Source organism: Ramlibacter albus, from assembly GCF_014297445.1.
GTDB lineage: Bacteria > Pseudomonadota > Gammaproteobacteria > Burkholderiales > Burkholderiaceae_C > Ramlibacter > Ramlibacter albus.
In genome coordinates this window covers 82,202-99,614 of record NZ_JACORU010000006.1, presented here as the reverse complement: position 1 = coordinate 99,614, position 17,413 = coordinate 82,202, and the positions used below count along the sequence as shown (strand labels likewise).

Sequence of the window (17,413 nt, the reverse complement as noted above, 5' to 3'; positions counted from 1 at the left end):
CCTTGCTTCATTCCAAGCAGGAGACATCACACATGGCAACAGCATCCAGCGCAACCGCCGCGAACGCGGCGTCCGCGCCGATGACCGCCGAGGAGAAGAAGGTCATCTTCGCCTCGTCGCTCGGCACGGTCTTCGAGTGGTACGACTTCTACCTCTACGGCTCGCTCGCCGCGATCATCGGCGCGCAGTTCTTCTCGGGCCTGGACCCGACGTCGGCCTACATCTTCGCGCTGCTCGCTTTCGCAGCCGGCTTCCTCGTGCGGCCGTTCGGTGCCATCGTGTTCGGGCGCCTGGGCGACCTGATCGGGCGCAAGTACACGTTCCTGATCACCATCCTGATCATGGGCGCGTCGACGTTCATCGTGGGCCTGCTGCCCGGCTACAAGTCCATCGGCATCGCGGCCCCGGTCATCCTGATCGTGCTGCGCCTGCTGCAGGGCCTGGCCCTCGGCGGCGAGTACGGCGGCGCGGCCACGTACGTCGCGGAGCACGCACCGCACGGCAAGCGCGGCGCCTACACGTCGTGGATCCAGACCACCGCGACGCTGGGCCTGTTCCTGTCGCTGCTGGTGATCCTGGGCGTGCGCGAGTCGCTGGGCACCAAGGACTTCGCCGACTGGGGCTGGCGCATCCCCTTCCTGGTCTCGATCCTGCTGCTGGCCATCTCCGTGTGGATCCGGCTGTCGCTGAACGAGTCGCCCGCCTTCCAGCGCATGAAGTCGCAGGGCCGCACGTCCAAGGCGCCGCTGACCGAGTCCTTCGGCCAGTGGAAGAACCTGAAGATCGTGATCCTCGCGCTGCTCGGCCTCACGGCCGGCCAGGCGGTGGTGTGGTACTCGGGCCAGTTCTACGCGCTGTTCTTCATGACGACGATCGCGAAGGTGGACGTGACCACGGCCAACCTGCTGATCGCCGCGTCGCTGATCATCGGCACGCCGTTCTTCATCGTGTTCGGTTCGCTGTCCGACCGCATCGGCCGCAAGCCGATCATCATGGCGGGTTGCCTGCTGGCCGCGGTGACCTACTTCACGGTGTTCCCGATGCTGCTGAAGTTCGCCAACCCGGCGATCGTGGAAGCGCAGCAGAAGAGCAAGGTGGTCGTCACGGCGAACCCGGCGGAGTGCTCGTTCCAGGGCAGCCCGATCGCGCGCGAGATCGACTTCCGCACTTCGTGCGACATCGCCAAGCGCGCGCTGTCGACCGCCTACGTCCCGTATGAGAACAAGGCCGGCACCGGCCCGGCCACGATCCAGATCGGCGACAAGACGTTCACGGCGCCCGCCGCGACGCTGAACGAAGCCGGTCACGGTTTCTCGGCCGATAGCGCGAAGGCGCTGGCCGAGTTCCGCAAGGCCGTGGCCGATGGCGTGAAGGCCGCCGGGCTGTCGCAGCCGGCCACCGCCGACAAGATGAACAAGCCGATGGTGCTGGCCATCCTGGTCTACCTGGTCATCCTGGTGACGATGGTGTACGGCCCGATCGCGGCGATGCTGGTCGAGCTGTTCCCGACGCGCATCCGCTACACGTCGATGAGCCTGCCGTACCACATCGGCAACGGCTGGTTCGGCGGCCTGCTGCCCACCACCGCCTTCGCGATGGTGGCCGCAACGGGCGACATCTTCTACGGCCTGTGGTACCCGGTGATCGTGGCCGCCGGCACCTTCGTGATCGGCATGCTGTTCGTGAAGGAAACCAAGGACGTGGACATCTACGCGCACGATTGACGCGCTGCCTCCGTGCAACGAAAAGCCCGCTTCGGCGGGCTTTTTTGCGCCTGCGCAATCCATATCGCGCAAACCCCAATTCAAAACGCACTGCATGGGTGCACAGTCTGGTAAGCCAGCAGTAAGGCCAAAACCATGCTCGTCGCCAAGACAGAAGCCGGCCAGCGCGTCCTGAAGGACCGCTCCGTCGCGCTCACCCCCCGCCAGCGCTCCGCGCTGATCCTGTTCGATGGCAAGCGGACCGTCGAGGACGTCCTGGCCGCCACGGCGGCGGCCGGGGTGACCCGCGAGGACACCGACAAGCTGCTCGAGCTGGGCCTCATCGCCGACGTCGCGCCGGACCGCACCCGCGCCGAGGCGGCCGCCGCCGTGGCGCAGCAGGAGGCGGTCGAGCGCCACAAGCACCGCACGCCGCAGGAGCGCTACGCCGAGGCGTACCCGATCGCCACGGCCCTGACGGCCGGCCTCGGCCTGCGCGGCTTCCGCCTGAACCTCGCCGTGGAAGCGGCGACCAGCTACGAGGACCTGCTGGCCGTGGCGCCGAAGATCCGCGACGCCGTCGGCGACGAGAAATTCCGGCCGCTGGACAACGCCCTGAACGACCATTGAGAATTGCGGTTCGTGGCATTGGAGGGGTGAATGGTCATCATCAAGACGCTCCAGGGGCACCGGGTTCTGAAAGACCGGTCGGTGCCGCTGACCCCGCGCCAGCGTTCGGCCTTCATCCTCGTGGACGGCAAGAAGACCACCGACGAGATCCTGGCAGCGACCAAGGCGGGCGGCGTCACGCAGGCCGACATCGACAAGCTGGTGGAGCTGGGCCTGGTCGAGGAGCTCTCGAAATCGGCGGCCATGCACCTGGCCATGGAACAGAAGCTGCAGGCCAAGCGCAGCGGGCGCACGCCGGAGCAGCGCTTCGAGGAGGCGTGGCCGTACGCGTCCATGCTGACTTCCAGCCTCGGACTGATGGGCTACCGGCTCAACAATGCGGTCGAGAACGCCACGACCTACATGGACCTGCTGGCCCTCGCGCCCAAGATCCGTGAGGCGGTCGGGCCGGAGCGGTTCGAGATGCTGGACCGGCTCCTGAACGACTAGAAGCCTTCGCGCTATAATCGCGGGCTTTCCCTTTCCACACCCCAAAAAGACGCTGGGGGTGGATCCAACCCACAAGGAGTCTTATGCGTCACTACGAGATCGTCTTGCTGATCCACCCGGATCAAAGCGAGCAGGTTCCGGCCATGCTGGAGCGTTACAAGGGCATGATCACCACCGGCGGCGGCAAGGTCCACCGCGTCGAGGACTGGGGTCGCCGCCAGCTCGCCTACCAGATCAACAAGCTGGCCAAGGCCCACTTCCTGTGCATCAACATCGAGGCCGACCAGGCCGTGATGGGTGAGCTGGAGCATGCCTTCCGCTTCAACGACGCCGTGCTGCGCCACCTCACCGTGGTGCGCAAGAAGGCCGACACGGGCCCGTCCTCGATGATGAAGACCGTCGAGCGCGAGGAAGCCCGCAAGGCCCAGCAGGCGGAGTTCCAGTCGTAAACCAGGTTGTCCTGGGCGCCCGCGTCGCGGAGGTTTCGGCCCTGCGGCACACCCCGGCCGGGCTGCCCGCCGTCGATTTGAGGCTCGAACACGAGTCCGAAGTCGAAGAGGCAGGCGGCAGGCGGCAGGTGAAAGTGGAGCTCAGGGCCGTGGCGTTCGGCACGTTGGCCGAAACGCTCGCGCGGCAGGCAGTCGGTTCAGGCTTCCGGTTCCACGGTTTCCTGGCGGCCCCGCGCAACGGCAAGCACCCGGTTCTGCATATCCAGTCATTCCAGCAAGATTAGATTCATCGAAAGAGGTCCCACATGGCCACCTTCAAGAAGTTCAACAAGGACAAGCGCCCCAAGCGCAACACGCAGTCCCTGCTGTTCAAGCGCAAGCGCTTCTGCCGCTTCACCGTCGCCGGCGTCGAGGAGATCGACTACAAGGACGTCGACACGCTGCGCGATTTCATCAGCGAGAACGGCAAGATCATCCCCGCGCGCCTGACCGGCACGCGCGCGATCTACCAGCGGCAGCTGAACACCGCCATCAAGCGCGCGCGCTTCCTGGCCCTGCTGCCCTACAGCGACCAGCACAAGATCTGAGGAGCACGCAATGCAAGTCATCCTGCTCGAGAAAGTCCCCAACGTCGGTGAGCTCGGCGAGATCGCCAAGGTCAAGGACGGTTATGCCCGCAACTTCCTGATCCCGACGGGCCGTGCACGCCGCGCGACGGAAGCCAACAAGGCCGAATTCGAAGCCAAGCGCGCCGAACTGGAAAAGGCCGCCGCCGCCAAGCTGGCCGACGCGCAAGCCCAAGGCGAGAAGCTCGCCGGCACGACCATCAAGCTGACCCAGAAGGCCGGCGTGGACGGCCGCCTGTTCGGCTCCGTCACCAACTTCGACATCGCCGAAGAGCTGAACAAGCAAGGCTACAAGGTCGTCAAGGCCCAGGTGCGCATGCCCAACGGCCCGATCAAGATGGTGGGCGACAGCAACGTGAACGTGGCGCTGCACACCGACGTGGTCGTGGAGATCAACGTCACGGTGTACGGCGAAACCGCCTAACTGACACCACGTTGTCATGAACAAAACCACATAGTGGTTTTGTCGCTACGCGACGAAAGCCGCCTCCGGGCGGCTTTTCCTTTTGTAGCCACCGCAAACCCACTCGTTATCCACATACTTGTCCCGTGACGGGCCCGACCGTGCCGCGTAGCATCCGCTCTTCCTCCTCCATGTCCGCAGTCCTTTCTCCCGCCGACGACGATTTCCCCCGCGACAAGCAGGTCGCGCAGCTGCGCATCCCGCCGCACTCGATCGAGGCCGAGTCGAGCGTGCTGGGCGGCCTGCTGCTCGATAACGGCGCGTGGGACCGCATGGGCGACCTGCTCACCGATGCGGACTTCTATCGCTACGAGCACCGGCTGATCTTCGCGGCGATCGGCGGCCTGGTGAACGCCACGAAGCCGGCGGACGTGGTCACCGTCTTCGAGCAGCTGCAATCCCTCGGCAAGGCCGAGGAGGTCGGCGGGCTTGCGTACCTCAACTCGCTGGCGCAGTACGTGCCCAGCGCGGGCAACATCCGCCGCTACGCGGAGATCGTCCGCGAGCGCTCCATCCTGCGCAAGCTGGTGAGCGCGGCCGACGAGATCGCCACCGCATCCTTCAACCCGCAAGGCAAGGCCGTCGACAAGATCCTCGACGAGGCCGAGCAGAAGATCTTCAACATCGGCGAGGAAGGCTCGCGGATGAAGCAAGGCTTCCAGGGCATGGACAGCCTGGTGGTGCAGCTGCTCGATCGCGTGCAGGAGATGGCGGACAACCCCAACGACATCACGGGGGTGCCGACCGGGTTCTATGACCTCGATCGCATGACGAGCGGTTTGCAGGCGGGGGACCTGATCATCCTGGCGGCGCGGCCCTCGATGGGCAAGGCGCAGCCGCTCGATGCGAAGGTGCGCACGCTCACCGGCTGGAAGCAGATGGGAGAGCTGGAAGTCGGCGACGCGTTGGCATCGGTCGACGGCCGCCCTTCCATGGTGACCGGCGTGTTCCCCCAAGGGGTCAAGCAGGTCTATCGGGTCACGTTCTCGGATGGCCGCTCGGCGGAGTGCTGCGCCGAGCATCTATGGCAAGTGAATTGCCGCCACTGGGACTCACCGCGGACGGTCGATACGACTGAACTCACTCGCCTTCTCTCGCGCAAGCGATACCAGAATCGGTTGTGGATCGAACGTGCGAGCGGAGACTTCGGGCACCAGGAGCCATTGCCCATCGACCCGTGGGTGCTCGGCGCTTTGCTCGGGGACGGCTGCCTGACAGGCAGCGGGAGCGTGTTGTTCTCTTCGGCTTCGGACGAGACGTTGGAGCAGATGTCCGCGCGCATCGACGACGACATGGAGCTCGTCCACTCGCAGGCCTACGACTGGCGCATCGTTCGCCGCGACCGCGCCCGCGTGAAGGGCTTGCAGGGCACGCAACCGAATCCGCTGCGCGTGGCGCTGGATGCATTGCAGCTGTCCGGGCTGCCGAGCGATCGCAAGTTCATCCCGCGCCTTTATCTCGAGGCTGGCAAGGAAGCGCGCCTCGACGTCCTGCGCGGACTGCTGGACACCGATGGTTGGGTGGAGAAGTGGGGCACCGTGCGGCTCTCGACAGCCAGCGCGCAAATGGCCCAGGATGTCGCCGAGCTTGTCCGCTCCCTGGGTGGGTGGTGCTCGATCACGGCCAAGCAGCCTCGATTCACGAATGTGGCCGGTATCAAGGTGCCGGGCCTGCCGGCGTACGTCTGCCATATCAGCCATCCCGAGCCACGTTCACTTTTCCTGCTCGCAGCCAAACAGGCGCGGGCGCCTGCAACGTGGCAGCGGCAGAAGCGCTTGAACGTGATGTCGGTGCAGCCGACTCGCCAGGCCGAGTGCCAGTGCATCTCCGTCAGCCATCCATCGAAGCTGTACATCACCGACGGCGACGTCGTCACGCACAACACGTCCCTTGCCATCAACATCGCCGAACACGTCGCCCTCAACGAAGGCCTGCCGGTTGCGGTGTTCTCGATGGAAATGGGCGCGAGCCAGCTGGCAGTCCGTATCGTAGGCTCGATCGGCCGCATCGACCAGGGCCACCTTCGCACCGGCAAGCTGACGGACGACGAGTGGCCGCGGCTGACGGAGGCGATCGAGAAGCTGCGCAACATCTCGCTGCATATCGACGAAACGCCGGGCCTCACGGTGAGCGAGTTGCGCGCCAACGCGCGTCGCTTGGCACGCCAGTGCGGCGGCAAGCTGGGGCTGATCGTGGTCGACTACCTGCAGCTCATGAGCGTGTCCTCGGGCATGAGCGACGAGAACCGCGCCACGGCCATCGGTGAAATCTCGCGGGGCCTGAAGATGCTGGCGAAGGAGCTGGGCTGCCCGGTGATCGCGCTGTCGCAGCTGTCCCGTGGCGTGGAATCGCGCACCGACAAGCGCCCCATGATGAGCGACCTGCGCGAATCCGGCGCCATCGAGCAAGACGCGGACGTGATCATGTTCATCTACCGCGACGACTACTACAACAAGGACTCCAAGGAGCCCGGCGTCTCGGAGCTGATCATCAGCAAGCAGCGTAACGGCCCCACCGGCACGGTGAAGATGGCGTTCATCAAGCAGCTGACGAAGTTCGAGAACCTCGCGAGCGGCACGGACGCGTTCTAGCGCGAGAACGCCTTGCGCGAGCCGTCCTCGAACACGGCATCGTCGCGAAGCAAAGTGCCGCCGTCGTCCCAAGCCTTCTCGCGAGTGATGCGTCCTCGCTCGTCGTAGGTCGACTCGCCCACCAGCCGACCTGCGGCGTTGAAGCGCTGGTGCGTGCCAGTAGGCTGGCGCCCGCCGCGCGCGCTCACCCAGGTCCCGGTGGTCGTCACGCGCCCATCGTCGCCATAGCCGGTCTCGACGATCTGCGACCCCTTCCACTCGGTCTTCGTGCGCGGCTGGCCGTTCAGGTAGTGCTGAACGTCGAGCACCGGAAGCCCGGCCTCCCAGCGCTGGTCGCGCACCAGCGTGCCGCTGTCGGCGAACTGCTGCAGCCGGCGCGACTGCTTTGCGGGGTCGATGTCTTCCTGCTGCCGCACGCGCCCCTGCTCGTCGAGGCGCGCAACGCGCGTGCGCAAGCCGTCCTGCAGGTTCACCTTGAACTGCAGGACACCTCGCTCGTTGTAAAGGTCGACGGAAGAGGGCGAGCCGAAGCCGCACAGCCTTGCATCGTCTACCGCCGGCGCGAGCTGCGGCCGCGCGCCGCAACGCAATTCGGTGAGCTGCCCCTGCGCATTGAACGAAGCCGCCGCCGCAGGCTCGCCCCGCGGCGCGTGCACGGTGATGCCCCGCAGCTGCCCGTTCGCATGGAAGCGCCGCGAGATGCCCTTGAGGTCGCCGTTGTCGTACTCACCCTCGAACAGCACCTGACCCTGCGGCCCGAACTCGCGCCCGCGACCCTGCAGGTTGCCCCGCTCGTTGACCGAGTGTTCCTTGGCGAGCTTGCCGTTGTCGTAGAAACGCACCAAACCGATGAAGCGGCCGCCCCGCAGCTCCTGCTCGCGCTGCACGACGCGCGTGTCGCGGTCCACGCAGCGCATGATCCCGGTCTTGCCTTCCGTGGTGGCACCGTTGGCGGGGTTGACGCCCACGCCGCCGATGTCGCAGTCCTGCACCGCGTGGGCATTGCACGCAAGAAGCAGCAGCAAGGGCAGGGCGGCGCGGCGCATCGTGGCCGCAGTTTCCGCCCGCCGCGGCGCCGTGTCTAGAGCACGTCGCTCGCGAAGTCCGCCAGCCGCGAGCGCTCGCCGCGCGCCAGGGTGATGTGCCCGCTGTGCGGCCACCCCTTGAACTTGTCCACGGCGAACGTCAGGCCCGACGAGCCCTCTGTCAGGTACGGCGTGTCGATCTGCGCGAGGTTGCCCATGCAGATGATCTTCGTGCCCGGCCCAGCGCGGGTGATCAGCGTCTTCATCTGCTTGGGCGTGAGGTTCTGCGCCTCGTCGATGATCACGTACTTGTTGAGGAACGTGCGCCCGCGCATGAAGTTCATGCTCTTGATCTTGATGCGGCTGCGGATCAGCTCGTTGGTGGCCGCGCGGCCCCACTCGCCGGCGCCGCTGTCGGTCTTGCCCAGTACTTCGAGGTTGTCGTCGAGGGCGCCCATCCAGGGACCCATCTTCTCTTCCTCGGTGCCGGGCAGGAAACCGATGTCCTCGCCGACGCTCACCGTTGCGCGGGTCATGATGATCTCGGTGTAGCGCCGGTCGTCCAGCACCTGCGTCAACCCCGCGGCCAGCGCCAGCAGCGTCTTGCCGGTGCCGGCCGTGCCGCTGAGCGTCACGAAGTCGATCTCCGGGTCCATCAGCAGGTTCATCGCGAAGTTCTGCTCGCGGTTGCGCGTGGTCACGCCCCACACGGCGTTTTTCAGGTGGCCGTAGTCCTTCAGCGTCTTGAGCACGGCCGTCTTGCCGCGGATCTCCGTCACGCGCGCGTAGAGGCTGGGCTCGCCCGGTGCCTCGAAGTACACGAACTGGTTGATCAGCAGGCTGGGCACGATCGGGCCGGTGATCCGGTAGAAGGTGTGCTGCCCGCTCTGCCAGCTCTCCACCGTCTTGCCGTGCTTGGCCCAGAAGTCCGGCGGCAGCGCGAGCGCGCCGGAATACATCAGGTCCAGGTCGTCCAGCGTCTTGTCGTTGCGGTAGTCCTCGGTGTCCAGGCCCAGCGCACGCGCCTTGACGCGCATGTTGATGTCCTTGGACACCAGCACCACCTCGCGCGGCGCGAATTTTTCACGCAGCGCGGCGACCACGCCGAGGATCTGGTTGTCGGCCTTGCCCGGGGGCAGGCTGGCAGGCAGCTTGGAGTCGAGCGGGTTCGTCTGGAAGAACAGGCACCCGCCCGCCTCGCGGTGGCCGGTGGTGTCGAGCTTCAGGCCCTGGCTGATGTCGCTGCCGTGGTGGCCGGCCAGCGCATCGAGCGAACGGCTGACCTGGCGCGCGTTGCGGGCCACTTCGGTCGTGCCCTTCTTGTGCCCGTCCAGCTCCTCCAGCACGATCATCGGCAGGAAGATGTCGTGCTCCTCGAAGCGGAACAGGCTCATCGGGTCGTGCATCAGCACGTTGGTGTCCAGCACGAACAGCTTGGAGGGGCCGGTTGGCTTGGCTTTCTTGGGCTTGGCGGCCACCTGCGTGGGCAGCCGCTTCCTGGGCTGCGGCGACTCGGCCTCGACGTAGGTTTCGAGGTCGCCCGCATAGGCAGAAGGATGGGCGTCGCCGCCGCCGGTACGGGGGTCGAACTCGTCCAGCGCCTGCGGGCGCTCAGGCAGCGGGCTGTCGCTCGCCGCCAGCAGGGCCGCCGTTTTTCGCGCCGTCTTGTGCGAAGTGCGGGCCGGGGCGTCGTACGCCTCCGGCGGGAGCATGGCGGCGCGCTTGTTGGGGGCAGGGGGCAGGGGCATGGACGGCTGAAGCTCCGAAGCGGTTCAGGAAACAAAAAAGCCGCCGGGCGGGCCTGGCGGCTTTTGCGGGTCTGACGGTGATGACGCGTCGCGTCTCGATCAACGGCATGAACCCATTATGCACAACGGTTGCGCCACAACAATGTCGGCGCTCGCCCTGTTGCGTGTAGGCGTCAGGCCGCCTTCTTCAGCAGCTTGACGGCCTTGAGGACTTCGTCCACGTGGCCGGGGACCTTCAGGCCGCGCCATTCCTGCTTGAGCACGCCGTCGGCGCCCACCAGGAAGGTGCTGCGCTCGATGCCCTTGACCTTCTTGCCGTACATGATCTTGTTCTTGACCACGCCGAACATGTGGCACATCTTCTCTTCGGTGTCGGCGATGAGCTCGAAGGGCAGCTCCAGCTTGGCCTTGAACTCGTCGTGCGACTTCATGTTGTCGCGCGACACGCCGAACACCACGGCGCCGGCCTTCACGAAGTCCTTGTACTTGTCGCGGAACTGCATGGCCTCGGTGGTGCAGCCGGGCGTGTTGTCCTTCGGGTAGAAGTACAGCACCACGATCTGGCCGAGGTGGGAGCCGTTGGTGACTTTGATGCCGCCGGTGGCGTTCGCTTCAAATTCGGGGAGGGGCTTGTTGACAACGATCGCCATGGGTCTCTGATGCTTCTTCGGTGAGGTGCTTAGGCTCGGTGTACCGGGGGCTGTGCGGCCCCCGACGCAATCCGAGATTTTACCTTGAAAGCACAATCCGTGCTCACGCAGGGTTACCCCATTCAGAGGAGGAGCGCCACTGCGACATCGCGGCCTTCCTGGGCCAGGATGTTGTAGGTGCGGCAGGCCGCCGCGGTGTCCATCGTCTCGATGCCGATGCGCGCGGCCATCAGCGGCGCCACCCACGCGGGCTTGGGGAAACGGATGCGGCTGCCGCTGCCGAAGATCACCACTTCGACCTTCATGTCCGCCAGCTGCGCGAAGTGCTCCGGCCCGAGGTCGTCGAAGCCGCCGGCCCATGCGAGCTGCTGCCCGCGCGAGCCGATGATGACGTTGTGCGTGATCTTTTCACTGCCCACGGCCACCCAGCCGGGGCCGTGCGCGCGGATGGTCTGGACGTCGGATTGGTCGGGCTGCAGCTTCATCGTGTTTTATTGCTGCGCTGCGGAAGAGCACGGCGGAACTATGGTCAAATTATAAGTTTCCGCCTCGTATCGCAGCCTTCGGAGGGGCTTTGAAGACCGTCCAGAAATCGACCAAGCTCGCCAACGTCCTGTACGACATCCGCGGTCCCATCATGGACGCGGCCCGGCAGATGGAGGAAGAGGGCCACAAGATCATCCGCCTGAACATCGGCAACCTCGCCGTGTTCGGCTTCGACGCGCCCGAGGAGATCCAGCAGGACATGGCCCACAACCTGGCCAACTCCGCCGGCTACTCCGACAGCAAGGGGATCTTCCCGGCGCGCCGCGCCGTGGTGCACTACACCCAGCAGCAGGGCATCAAGGGCGTCACGCTCGACGACATCTACCTCGGCAACGGCGCCAGTGAGCTGATCGTCATGTCCACCAACGCGCTGCTCAACGAAGGCGACGAGCTGCTGCTGCCTTCGCCCGACTACCCGCTGTGGACCGCGGCCACCACGCTGTCAGGCGGCACGGCGGTGCACTACATGTGCGACGAAGCCAACGGCTGGCTGCCCGACCTCGACGACATCCGCCGAAAGATCACGCCGGCCACCAAGGGCATCGTGGTCATCAACCCGAACAACCCGACCGGCGCGCTGTACCCCGACGAGGTGCTGAAGGAAATCGTGGCGATCGCGCGCCAGCACGGCCTCGTGATCCTCGCCGACGAGGTCTACGACAAGGTGCTGTACGACGGCGTGAAGCACACCGCGATCGGCAGCCTGTCCGAGGACGTCCTCACGCTCACCTTCAATTCGCTGTCGAAGAGCTACCGCTCCTGCGGCTACCGCGCCGGCTGGCTCGTCGTTTCGGGCGACAAGAAGGCCGCCGCCGACTACATCGAGGGCCTCACGATGCTCTCGAACATGCGCTTGTGCGCCAACGTGCCGGGCCAGTACGCCATCCAGACGGCACTGGGCGGCTACCAGAGCATCAACGAGCTGATCAACCCGGGCGGGCGCCTGCGCCGCCAGCGCGACCTCGCGTACGAGATGATCACGGCGATCCCGGGGGTCACCTGCGTGAAGCCGCAGGCCGCGCTGTACATGTTCCCGAAGCTCGACCCCAAGGTCTACCCGATCGCCGACGACCGCCAGTTCTTCCTCGAGCTGCTGCAGGAAACCCGCGTCATGCTGGTGCAGGGCTCGGGCTTCAACTACCCCGACAACCAGCATTTCCGCATCGTCTTCCTCCCGCACGAGGACGACCTGCGCGAAGCGATCAACCGCATCGCGCGTTTCCTCGAGTCCTATCGCAAGCGTCACTCCAAATGAAAGCCATCCAGGTCGGCCTCCTCGGCATCGGCACCGTCGGCAGCGGTGTGTTCAAGGTTCTCCAGCGCAACCAGGAGGAGATCAAGCGCCGCGCCGGCCGCGGCATCGAGATCACCATGGTGGCGGACCTCGATACGGCACGCGCCGAAGCGATCACCGGCGGCAAGGCCAAGGTCGTCAAGGATGGGCGTGAAGTCATCGCCAACCCGGACATCGACATCGTCATCGAGCTGATCGGCGGCTACGGCATCGCGCGCGAGATGGTCATGTCCGCCATCGCCGCGGGCAAGCACGTCGTCACCGCGAACAAGGCGCTGCTGGCGGTGCATGGCACCGAGATCTTCGAAGCCGCGCACAAGAAGGGCGTGATGGTCGCTTTCGAAGCCGCGGTCGCCGGCGGCATCCCGATCATCAAGGCGCTGCGCGAAGGCCTCACCGCCAACAGCATCCAGTGGATCGCCGGCATCATCAACGGCACCACCAACTTCATCCTCTCCGAGATGCGCGACAAGGGGCTCGACTTCGACGTCGCCCTGAAGGACGCGCAGCGCCTGGGCTACGCCGAAGCGGACCCCACGTTCGACATCGAAGGCGTGGACGCCGCGCACAAGGCAACGATCATGTCGGCCATCGCGTTCGGCATCCCCGTGCAGTTCGACAAGGCCTATGTCGAGGGCATCACGAAGCTGGCCGCGCAGGACATCAAGTACGCCGAGCAGCTGGGCTACCGCATCAAGCTGCTGGGCATCACCAAGCGCACGCCCACGGGCATCGAGCTGCGCGTGCACCCGTCGCTGGTGCCGGCCAAGCGCCTGATCGCCAACGTGGAAGGCGCGATGAACGCCGTGGTGGTGCAAGGCGACGCCGTTGGCACGACGCTGTACTACGGCAAGGGCGCGGGCAGCGAGCCCACGGCCAGCGCCGTGATCGCCGACCTCGTGGACATCACGCGATTGCACACGGCCGACGCCGCGCACCGCGTGCCGCACCTGGCCTTCCAGCCCGACCAGATGTCGAGCGAGAAGGTGCTGCCGATGAGCGACGTGGTGACCAGCTACTACCTGCGCATGCGCGTGGCGGACGAGGCGGGCGTGCTGGCGAAGGTCACCGGCATCCTCGCTGCGGCCGGCATCAGCATCGACGCGATGCTTCAGCGCGAAGCGGGCGAGGGCGAGAAGCAGACCGACCTGATCCTGCTGACGCACAGCGTGCGCGAAGGCACGATGAACGAAGCCATCGCGCAGATGCAGGGCCTGCCCACCGTGCTCGCGCCGATCACGCGCATCCGCAAGGAAGAACTGGCCTAAGCGATGCAGTACCTCTCCACGCGCGGCCACCCGGACCGCCAGCGCTTCTGCGAGATCCTGCTCGAAGGCCTCGCGCCCGATGGCGGGCTCTACCTGCCCGAGTCGTACCCGCAGGTGAGCGAAGCCACGCTCGCCAAGTGGCGCGGCCTGTCGTACCCCAACCTCGCTTTCGAGGTGCTGTCGCTCTACATCGACGACATCCCCGCCGCCGACCTGAAGGCGATCTGCGCGAAGACCTACACGGCGGAAGTGTTCGGCACGAAGGAGATCGTGCCGCTCAAGAAGCTGGAAGAGGGCGTGTACCTCGAAGCCCTGTCCAACGGCCCCACGCTGGCCTTCAAGGACATGGCGATGCAGCTGCTGGGCAACCTCTTCGAGTACGAGCTCGCGCGGCGCGGCGAGGAGCTCAATATCCTCGGCGCGACTTCCGGCGACACCGGCAGCGCCGCCGAGTACGCGATGAAGGGCAAGAAGGGCGTGCGCGTCTTCATGACGTCGCCGCACGGCCGCATGAGCCCCTTCCAGCAGGCGCAGATGTTCAGCCTGCAGGACGCCAACATCCACAACCTCGCCATCCAGGGCGTGTTCGACGACTGCCAGGACATCGTCAAGGCCGTGTCGAACGATCTCGACTTCAAGCGCAAGTACCGCATCGGCACGGTCAACTCGATCAACTGGGCGCGCCTGGTCGCGCAGGTCGTCTACTACTTCGCGGGTTACTTCCAGGCGACGAAGTCCAACTCGGAGCGAGTGAGCTTCACGGTCCCGTCGGGCAACTTCGGCAACATCTGCGCCGGCCACGTGGCGCGCATGATGGGCCTGCCCATCGACAAGCTCGTGCTCGCCACCAACGAGAACGACGTGCTCGACGAGTTCTTCCGCACGGGCGTCTACCGCGTGCGCGGTGCCGCGGACACGCATGAGACGTCCAGCCCGTCGATGGACATCAGCAAGGCCAGCAACTTCGAGCGTTTCGTGTTCGACCTGCTGGGGCGCGATGCTTCGAAGGTGAAGCAGCTCTTCGGCGAGACGCTCTCCAAGCAGGGTCTCTTCGACCTGAGCGGCGACACCGCCTTCGAACAGGCGCGCACGCGCTTCGGCTTCATCTCCGGCAAGAGTACGCATGCCGACCGGCTGGCCACCATCCGCGACACGTTCGAGCGCTTCGGCGTGATGATCGACACCCACACGGCCGACGGCCTGAAGGTGGCTCGCGCGCACGTGCAGCCCGGCGTGCCGATGCTGGTGCTGGAGACGGCGCTGCCGATCAAGTTCGCCGAAACCATCGTCGAGGCGCTGGGCCGCGAGCCGGACCGGCCCGCGAAGTTCGAAGGCATCGAGCAACTGCCCAAGCGCGTCACGGTACTTCCCGCCGACACGGCGAAGGTCAAAGCGTTCATCGCGGCGCACTGCGCCTGAACAACTGGTACAAACGCCGGCATGAAAGCAGTAGGGTTCGCCGGCTTCTCGGGCTCCGGGAAGACCACGCTCGTCGAAACATTGATTCCCGCGCTGAAGTTGCGCGGACTGCGCGTGTCCGTGGTGAAGCACGCGCACCACAAGTTCGACATCGACCACCCGGGCAAGGACACGTACCGCCACCGCGAGGCGGGGGCCTTCGAGGTCGTCGTCGCCTCCGACAAGCGCCTCGCCCTCATGCGTGAATTCGAACAGGCCGCCGAGCTCTCGGTGCACCAGCTCATCGCCGAGCTCTGGGAGGGCGTGGACTGGGTGCTGGTGGAAGGCTTCAAGCAGAGCAACCTGCTGAAGATCGAGGTGTGGCGCGCGGCCGCGAAAAAGCCGGCGCGCTACCCCGACGACGACTTCATCGCCGCCATCGCCACCGACACGCCCGCGCAGCTGCCCGAGCCCACCCTGCGGCCCGTGCTGGATTTGAACGACCCCGATGCCATCGCCCAGTGGCTGGTCGACAATGGCGAGCGTTTCGAGTACGACCCTGACCGTTACCAATGAACGCCCCTCGCGCCCCGCTGCGGCCCCTTGACGACGCGCTCGCCGAGTTGCTGCGGCATGCGCAGCCGCTCGCAGGCAGCGAGCAGGTCTCCACGTTCGATGCAGCAGGCCGCGTGCTGCTGCAGGACCTCGTCTCCCCCTTGCAGGTGCCGCCGCAGGACAACAGCTCGATGGACGGCTACGCGGTGCGTTGCAGCGAGATCGCGCCCGGCGCCGTGATGCGCGTGAGCCAGCGCATCCCCGCAGGCGCCGCGCCCGAGCCGCTGGAGAAGGGTTCCGTCGCACGCATCTTCACCGGGGCGCCGGTGCCCGAGGGCGCCGACGCCATCGTGATGCAGGAAGAGACCGAGCCGGCGGGCGAGCACGTCGTGCGGTTCAAGTCGCAGCCCAAGCGCGGCGAGTGGATCCGCCGCAGCGGCGAGGACGTCAAACGCGGCGCCGTGGTGCTCGCGCGCGGCGAGCGGCTGTCGGCGGCATCGCTGGGGCTCGCGGCCAGCATCGGCCGTGCGCAGCTCGAAGTGGCACGCCGCCCGCGCGTCGCGCTGTTCTCCACGGGCGACGAGCTCGTCATGCCCGGCGAAGTGCCGCCCGAGCGCATGCGGCCCGGCGCCATCTACAACTCCAATCGTTTCTTCCTGCGCGCATTGCTCCAGGGCCTGGGCTGCGAGGTGACGGACTTCGGCATCGTGCCGGACCAGCGCCACGTCACCGTGCGCGCGCTGGTCGAGGCCTCGCAAGGCCACGACCTCATCCTCACGAGCGGCGGCGTCTCGGTCGGCGAAGAGGACCACATCAAGCCCGCCGTGCAGCAGCTAGGCTCGCTCGATCTGTGGCAGATCGCGATCAAGCCCGGCAAGCCTTTCGCGTACGGCCGCGTGGAGCAGGCGCATTTCATCGGGCTGCCGGGCAACCCGGTGTCCAGCTTCGTCACCTTCGTGCTGCTGGTGCGGCCCTTCCTGCTCAAGCTGCAGGGCGCGGCCGAGCTCGCGCCGAAGGCCGTGGAGATGCCCGCGCATTTCGCGTGGCCGCGCCCCGACAAGCGCCGCGAGTTCCTGCGCGTGCGCCGCAACGGCAACGGCGGGCTGGAGCTGTTCCCCAACCAGAGTTCGGGCGTGCTCACGTCGGTCACCTGGGCCGACGGGCTCGTCGACAACCCGCCGGGGCAAGCCATCGCTGTCGGCGACACCGTGCGCTTCATCCCGCTGGCGGAGCTGCTGGCGTGAAGGTCACCGTGCGCTATTTCGCTTCGATCCGCGAGGCCGTCGGCAAGGGCAGCGAAGCGGTCGAGACATCGGCTGCGACGCTCGCGGCCTTGCGCGACGAACTCATCGCACGCGGCGGTGTCTACGCTGCATCGCTGGCACGCGGCAAATCGGTGCGCATGGCGCTGGACCAGGCCATGGCCGATGAAAACCTGCCCTTGCGCGAAGGCGCAGAGGTGGCGTTTTTTCCACCTGTGACGGGTGGCTGATGCCTGCACGCGTTTCCATCCAGACCGAGGACTTCGACCTGTCGAAGGAGGTCGCGGCGCTGCGCGCGCAGGACCACGGCGTCGGCGCCGTCTGCAGCTTCATCGGCACCGTGCGCGACCGCAACGACGGCACTTCCGTCAGCACGATGGAGCTGGAGCACTACCCCGGCATGACCGAGAAGGCCATCGAGGCGATGATCGACGAGGCGCACAGGCGCTTTCGCATCAACGCCGCGCGCGTGATCCATCGCGTGGGGCTGCTGAACCCCGGCGACCAGATCGTGCTGGTGGCCGTCACCTCGCCGCACCGCGGCGACAGCTTCCAGGCCTGCGAATTCCTGATGGACTACCTCAAGACGCAGGCGCCCTTCTGGAAGAAGGAGAAAACGCCCGAGGGGGAGCGCTGGGTGGACGCCCGGGTTAGCGATGATGCGGCGCTCGCGCGCTGGGGCCTACCATCGGCCAACACCTGACACCCGCCCGTCC

General features: G+C 66.3%; 19 protein-coding genes. 15 read left to right on the top strand and 4 right to left on the bottom strand.

Annotation, left to right across the window (positions count from 1 at the left end):
* Nucleotides 1–32: 32 nt before the first annotated feature.
* The 8 genes from H8R02_RS16995 (at nucleotide 33) to dnaB (ending at nucleotide 6,951) form a co-directional block, all read left to right on the top strand.
* Nucleotides 33–1,724 (top strand): MFS transporter, encoded by a 1,692-nt coding sequence (locus H8R02_RS16995; protein WP_187082644.1) that lies wholly within the window; start codon nucleotides 33–35, stop codon nucleotides 1,722–1,724.
* A gap of 135 nt (nucleotides 1,725–1,859) precedes the next feature.
* Nucleotides 1,860–2,333, top strand: coding sequence for a hypothetical protein (locus H8R02_RS16990; RefSeq protein WP_187082643.1), 474 nt, complete (start codon nucleotides 1,860–1,862; stop codon nucleotides 2,331–2,333).
* A 30-nt stretch (nucleotides 2,334–2,363) separates the two neighbouring features.
* Nucleotides 2,364–2,822: a hypothetical protein gene (locus tag H8R02_RS16985; protein WP_187082642.1), complete on the top strand. Its 459-nt coding sequence runs from the start codon at nucleotides 2,364–2,366 to the stop codon at nucleotides 2,820–2,822.
* An 83-nt stretch (nucleotides 2,823–2,905) separates the two neighbouring features.
* On the top strand, nucleotides 2,906–3,271 hold the full coding sequence (gene rpsF / locus H8R02_RS16980) for a 30S ribosomal protein S6 (protein ID WP_187082641.1): 366 nt from the start codon (nucleotides 2,906–2,908) through the stop codon (nucleotides 3,269–3,271).
* Between the two features lie 11 nt (nucleotides 3,272–3,282).
* Nucleotides 3,283–3,555, top strand: a complete 273-nt coding sequence (priB, locus tag H8R02_RS16975) for a primosomal replication protein N (protein WP_187082904.1) — start codon at nucleotides 3,283–3,285, stop codon at nucleotides 3,553–3,555.
* A 21-nt stretch (nucleotides 3,556–3,576) separates the two neighbouring features.
* Nucleotides 3,577–3,858: a 30S ribosomal protein S18 gene (gene rpsR / locus H8R02_RS16970; RefSeq protein ID WP_187082640.1), complete on the top strand. Its 282-nt coding sequence runs from the start codon at nucleotides 3,577–3,579 to the stop codon at nucleotides 3,856–3,858.
* Between the two features lie 10 nt (nucleotides 3,859–3,868).
* Entirely contained in the window at nucleotides 3,869–4,321 is a 453-nt protein-coding gene (rplI, locus tag H8R02_RS16965) for a 50S ribosomal protein L9 (protein ID WP_187082639.1), read from the top strand.
* Between the two features lie 170 nt (nucleotides 4,322–4,491).
* A complete protein-coding gene (gene dnaB / locus H8R02_RS16960) occupies nucleotides 4,492–6,951 on the top strand; it encodes a replicative DNA helicase (RefSeq protein ID WP_187082638.1) in 2,460 nt (819 codons plus the stop codon).
* Here the strand turns inward: dnaB and H8R02_RS16955 are convergent.
* The 4 genes from H8R02_RS16955 to H8R02_RS16940 form a co-directional block, all read right to left on the bottom strand.
* Complete coding sequence (locus H8R02_RS16955) at nucleotides 6,948–7,997, bottom strand: toxin-antitoxin system YwqK family antitoxin (protein WP_187082637.1); 1,050 nt, start codon at nucleotides 7,995–7,997, stop codon at nucleotides 6,948–6,950. The two genes, dnaB and H8R02_RS16955, sit on opposite strands and share 4 nt — an antisense overlap.
* A 35-nt stretch (nucleotides 7,998–8,032) precedes the next feature.
* Nucleotides 8,033–9,724: a PhoH family protein gene (locus tag H8R02_RS16950; RefSeq protein WP_187082636.1), complete on the bottom strand. Its 1,692-nt coding sequence runs from the start codon at nucleotides 9,722–9,724 to the stop codon at nucleotides 8,033–8,035.
* A 173-nt stretch (nucleotides 9,725–9,897) separates the two neighbouring features.
* Complete coding sequence (locus H8R02_RS16945; RefSeq protein ID WP_187082635.1) at nucleotides 9,898–10,374, bottom strand: peroxiredoxin; 477 nt, start codon at nucleotides 10,372–10,374, stop codon at nucleotides 9,898–9,900.
* 122 nt (nucleotides 10,375–10,496) lie between these two features.
* Nucleotides 10,497–10,859, bottom strand: a complete 363-nt coding sequence (locus H8R02_RS16940) for an Mth938-like domain-containing protein (protein WP_187082634.1) — start codon at nucleotides 10,857–10,859, stop codon at nucleotides 10,497–10,499.
* Nucleotides 10,860–10,948: 89 nt separating this feature from the next.
* On the opposite strand from H8R02_RS16940, the gene H8R02_RS16935 reads away from it, so the two are divergent.
* Genes H8R02_RS16935 through moaE form a run of 7 tightly spaced genes read left to right on the top strand, consistent with a single transcriptional unit; the run spans nucleotide 10,949 to nucleotide 17,400 of the window.
* Nucleotides 10,949–12,175 carry a pyridoxal phosphate-dependent aminotransferase gene (locus H8R02_RS16935; protein WP_187082633.1) on the top strand — a complete coding sequence of 409 codons (1,227 nt, stop codon included), beginning with the start codon at nucleotides 10,949–10,951 and terminating at the stop codon, nucleotides 12,173–12,175.
* Complete coding sequence (locus H8R02_RS16930; RefSeq protein ID WP_187082632.1) at nucleotides 12,172–13,482, top strand: homoserine dehydrogenase; 1,311 nt, start codon at nucleotides 12,172–12,174, stop codon at nucleotides 13,480–13,482. The genes H8R02_RS16935 and H8R02_RS16930 overlap by 4 nt, the downstream gene beginning before the upstream one ends.
* A gap of 3 nt (nucleotides 13,483–13,485) precedes the next feature.
* On the top strand, nucleotides 13,486–14,901 hold the full coding sequence (gene thrC, locus H8R02_RS16925) for a threonine synthase (protein WP_187082631.1): 1,416 nt from the start codon (nucleotides 13,486–13,488) through the stop codon (nucleotides 14,899–14,901).
* Between the two features lie 21 nt (nucleotides 14,902–14,922).
* The gene (gene mobB / locus H8R02_RS16920) at nucleotides 14,923–15,456 is read left to right on the top strand and encodes a molybdopterin-guanine dinucleotide biosynthesis protein B (protein ID WP_187082630.1); all 534 of its coding nucleotides are present in this window, start codon (nucleotides 14,923–14,925) and stop codon (nucleotides 15,454–15,456) included.
* The gene (locus H8R02_RS16915) at nucleotides 15,453–16,679 is read left to right on the top strand and encodes a molybdopterin molybdotransferase MoeA (RefSeq protein WP_187082629.1); all 1,227 of its coding nucleotides are present in this window, start codon (nucleotides 15,453–15,455) and stop codon (nucleotides 16,677–16,679) included. Before mobB ends, H8R02_RS16915 begins: the two co-directional genes overlap by 4 nt.
* Nucleotides 16,676–16,927 carry a molybdopterin converting factor subunit 1 gene (gene moaD / locus H8R02_RS16910; RefSeq protein WP_187082628.1) on the top strand — a complete coding sequence of 84 codons (252 nt, stop codon included), beginning with the start codon at nucleotides 16,676–16,678 and terminating at the stop codon, nucleotides 16,925–16,927. Before H8R02_RS16915 ends, moaD begins: the two co-directional genes overlap by 4 nt.
* A complete protein-coding gene (gene moaE / locus H8R02_RS16905) occupies nucleotides 16,927–17,400 on the top strand; it encodes a molybdopterin synthase catalytic subunit MoaE (RefSeq protein WP_435531279.1) in 474 nt (157 codons plus the stop codon). The genes moaD and moaE overlap by 1 nt, the downstream gene beginning before the upstream one ends.
* Nucleotides 17,401–17,413 lie beyond the last annotated feature (13 nt).

Excerpts from the sequence above, each read along its gene's own strand:
- H8R02_RS16995 (WP_187082644.1), top strand. The coding sequence starts at position 33 with ATGGCAACAGCATCCAGCGCAACCGCCGCGAACGCGGCGTCCGCGCCG.
- H8R02_RS16990 (WP_187082643.1), top strand. The coding sequence starts at position 1,860 with ATGCTCGTCGCCAAGACAGAAGCCGGCCAGCGCGTCCTGAAGGACCGC.
- H8R02_RS16985 (WP_187082642.1), top strand. The coding sequence starts at position 2,364 with ATGGTCATCATCAAGACGCTCCAGGGGCACCGGGTTCTGAAAGACCGG.
- rpsF (WP_187082641.1), top strand. The coding sequence starts at position 2,906 with ATGCGTCACTACGAGATCGTCTTGCTGATCCACCCGGATCAAAGCGAG.
- rpsR (WP_187082640.1), top strand. The coding sequence starts at position 3,577 with ATGGCCACCTTCAAGAAGTTCAACAAGGACAAGCGCCCCAAGCGCAAC.
- rplI (WP_187082639.1), top strand. The coding sequence starts at position 3,869 with ATGCAAGTCATCCTGCTCGAGAAAGTCCCCAACGTCGGTGAGCTCGGC.
- dnaB (WP_187082638.1), top strand. The coding sequence starts at position 4,492 with ATGTCCGCAGTCCTTTCTCCCGCCGACGACGATTTCCCCCGCGACAAG.
- H8R02_RS16955 (WP_187082637.1), bottom strand. The coding sequence starts at position 7,997 with ATGCGCCGCGCCGCCCTGCCCTTGCTGCTGCTTCTTGCGTGCAATGCC.
- H8R02_RS16950 (WP_187082636.1), bottom strand. The coding sequence starts at position 9,724 with ATGCCCCTGCCCCCTGCCCCCAACAAGCGCGCCGCCATGCTCCCGCCG.
- H8R02_RS16945 (WP_187082635.1), bottom strand. The coding sequence starts at position 10,374 with ATGGCGATCGTTGTCAACAAGCCCCTCCCCGAATTTGAAGCGAACGCC.
- H8R02_RS16940 (WP_187082634.1), bottom strand. The coding sequence starts at position 10,859 with ATGAAGCTGCAGCCCGACCAATCCGACGTCCAGACCATCCGCGCGCAC.
- H8R02_RS16930 (WP_187082632.1), top strand. The coding sequence starts at position 12,172 with ATGAAAGCCATCCAGGTCGGCCTCCTCGGCATCGGCACCGTCGGCAGC.
- thrC (WP_187082631.1), top strand. The coding sequence starts at position 13,486 with ATGCAGTACCTCTCCACGCGCGGCCACCCGGACCGCCAGCGCTTCTGC.
- mobB (WP_187082630.1), top strand. The coding sequence starts at position 14,923 with ATGAAAGCAGTAGGGTTCGCCGGCTTCTCGGGCTCCGGGAAGACCACG.
- H8R02_RS16915 (WP_187082629.1), top strand. The coding sequence starts at position 15,453 with ATGAACGCCCCTCGCGCCCCGCTGCGGCCCCTTGACGACGCGCTCGCC.
- moaE (WP_435531279.1), top strand. The coding sequence starts at position 16,927 with ATGCCTGCACGCGTTTCCATCCAGACCGAGGACTTCGACCTGTCGAAG.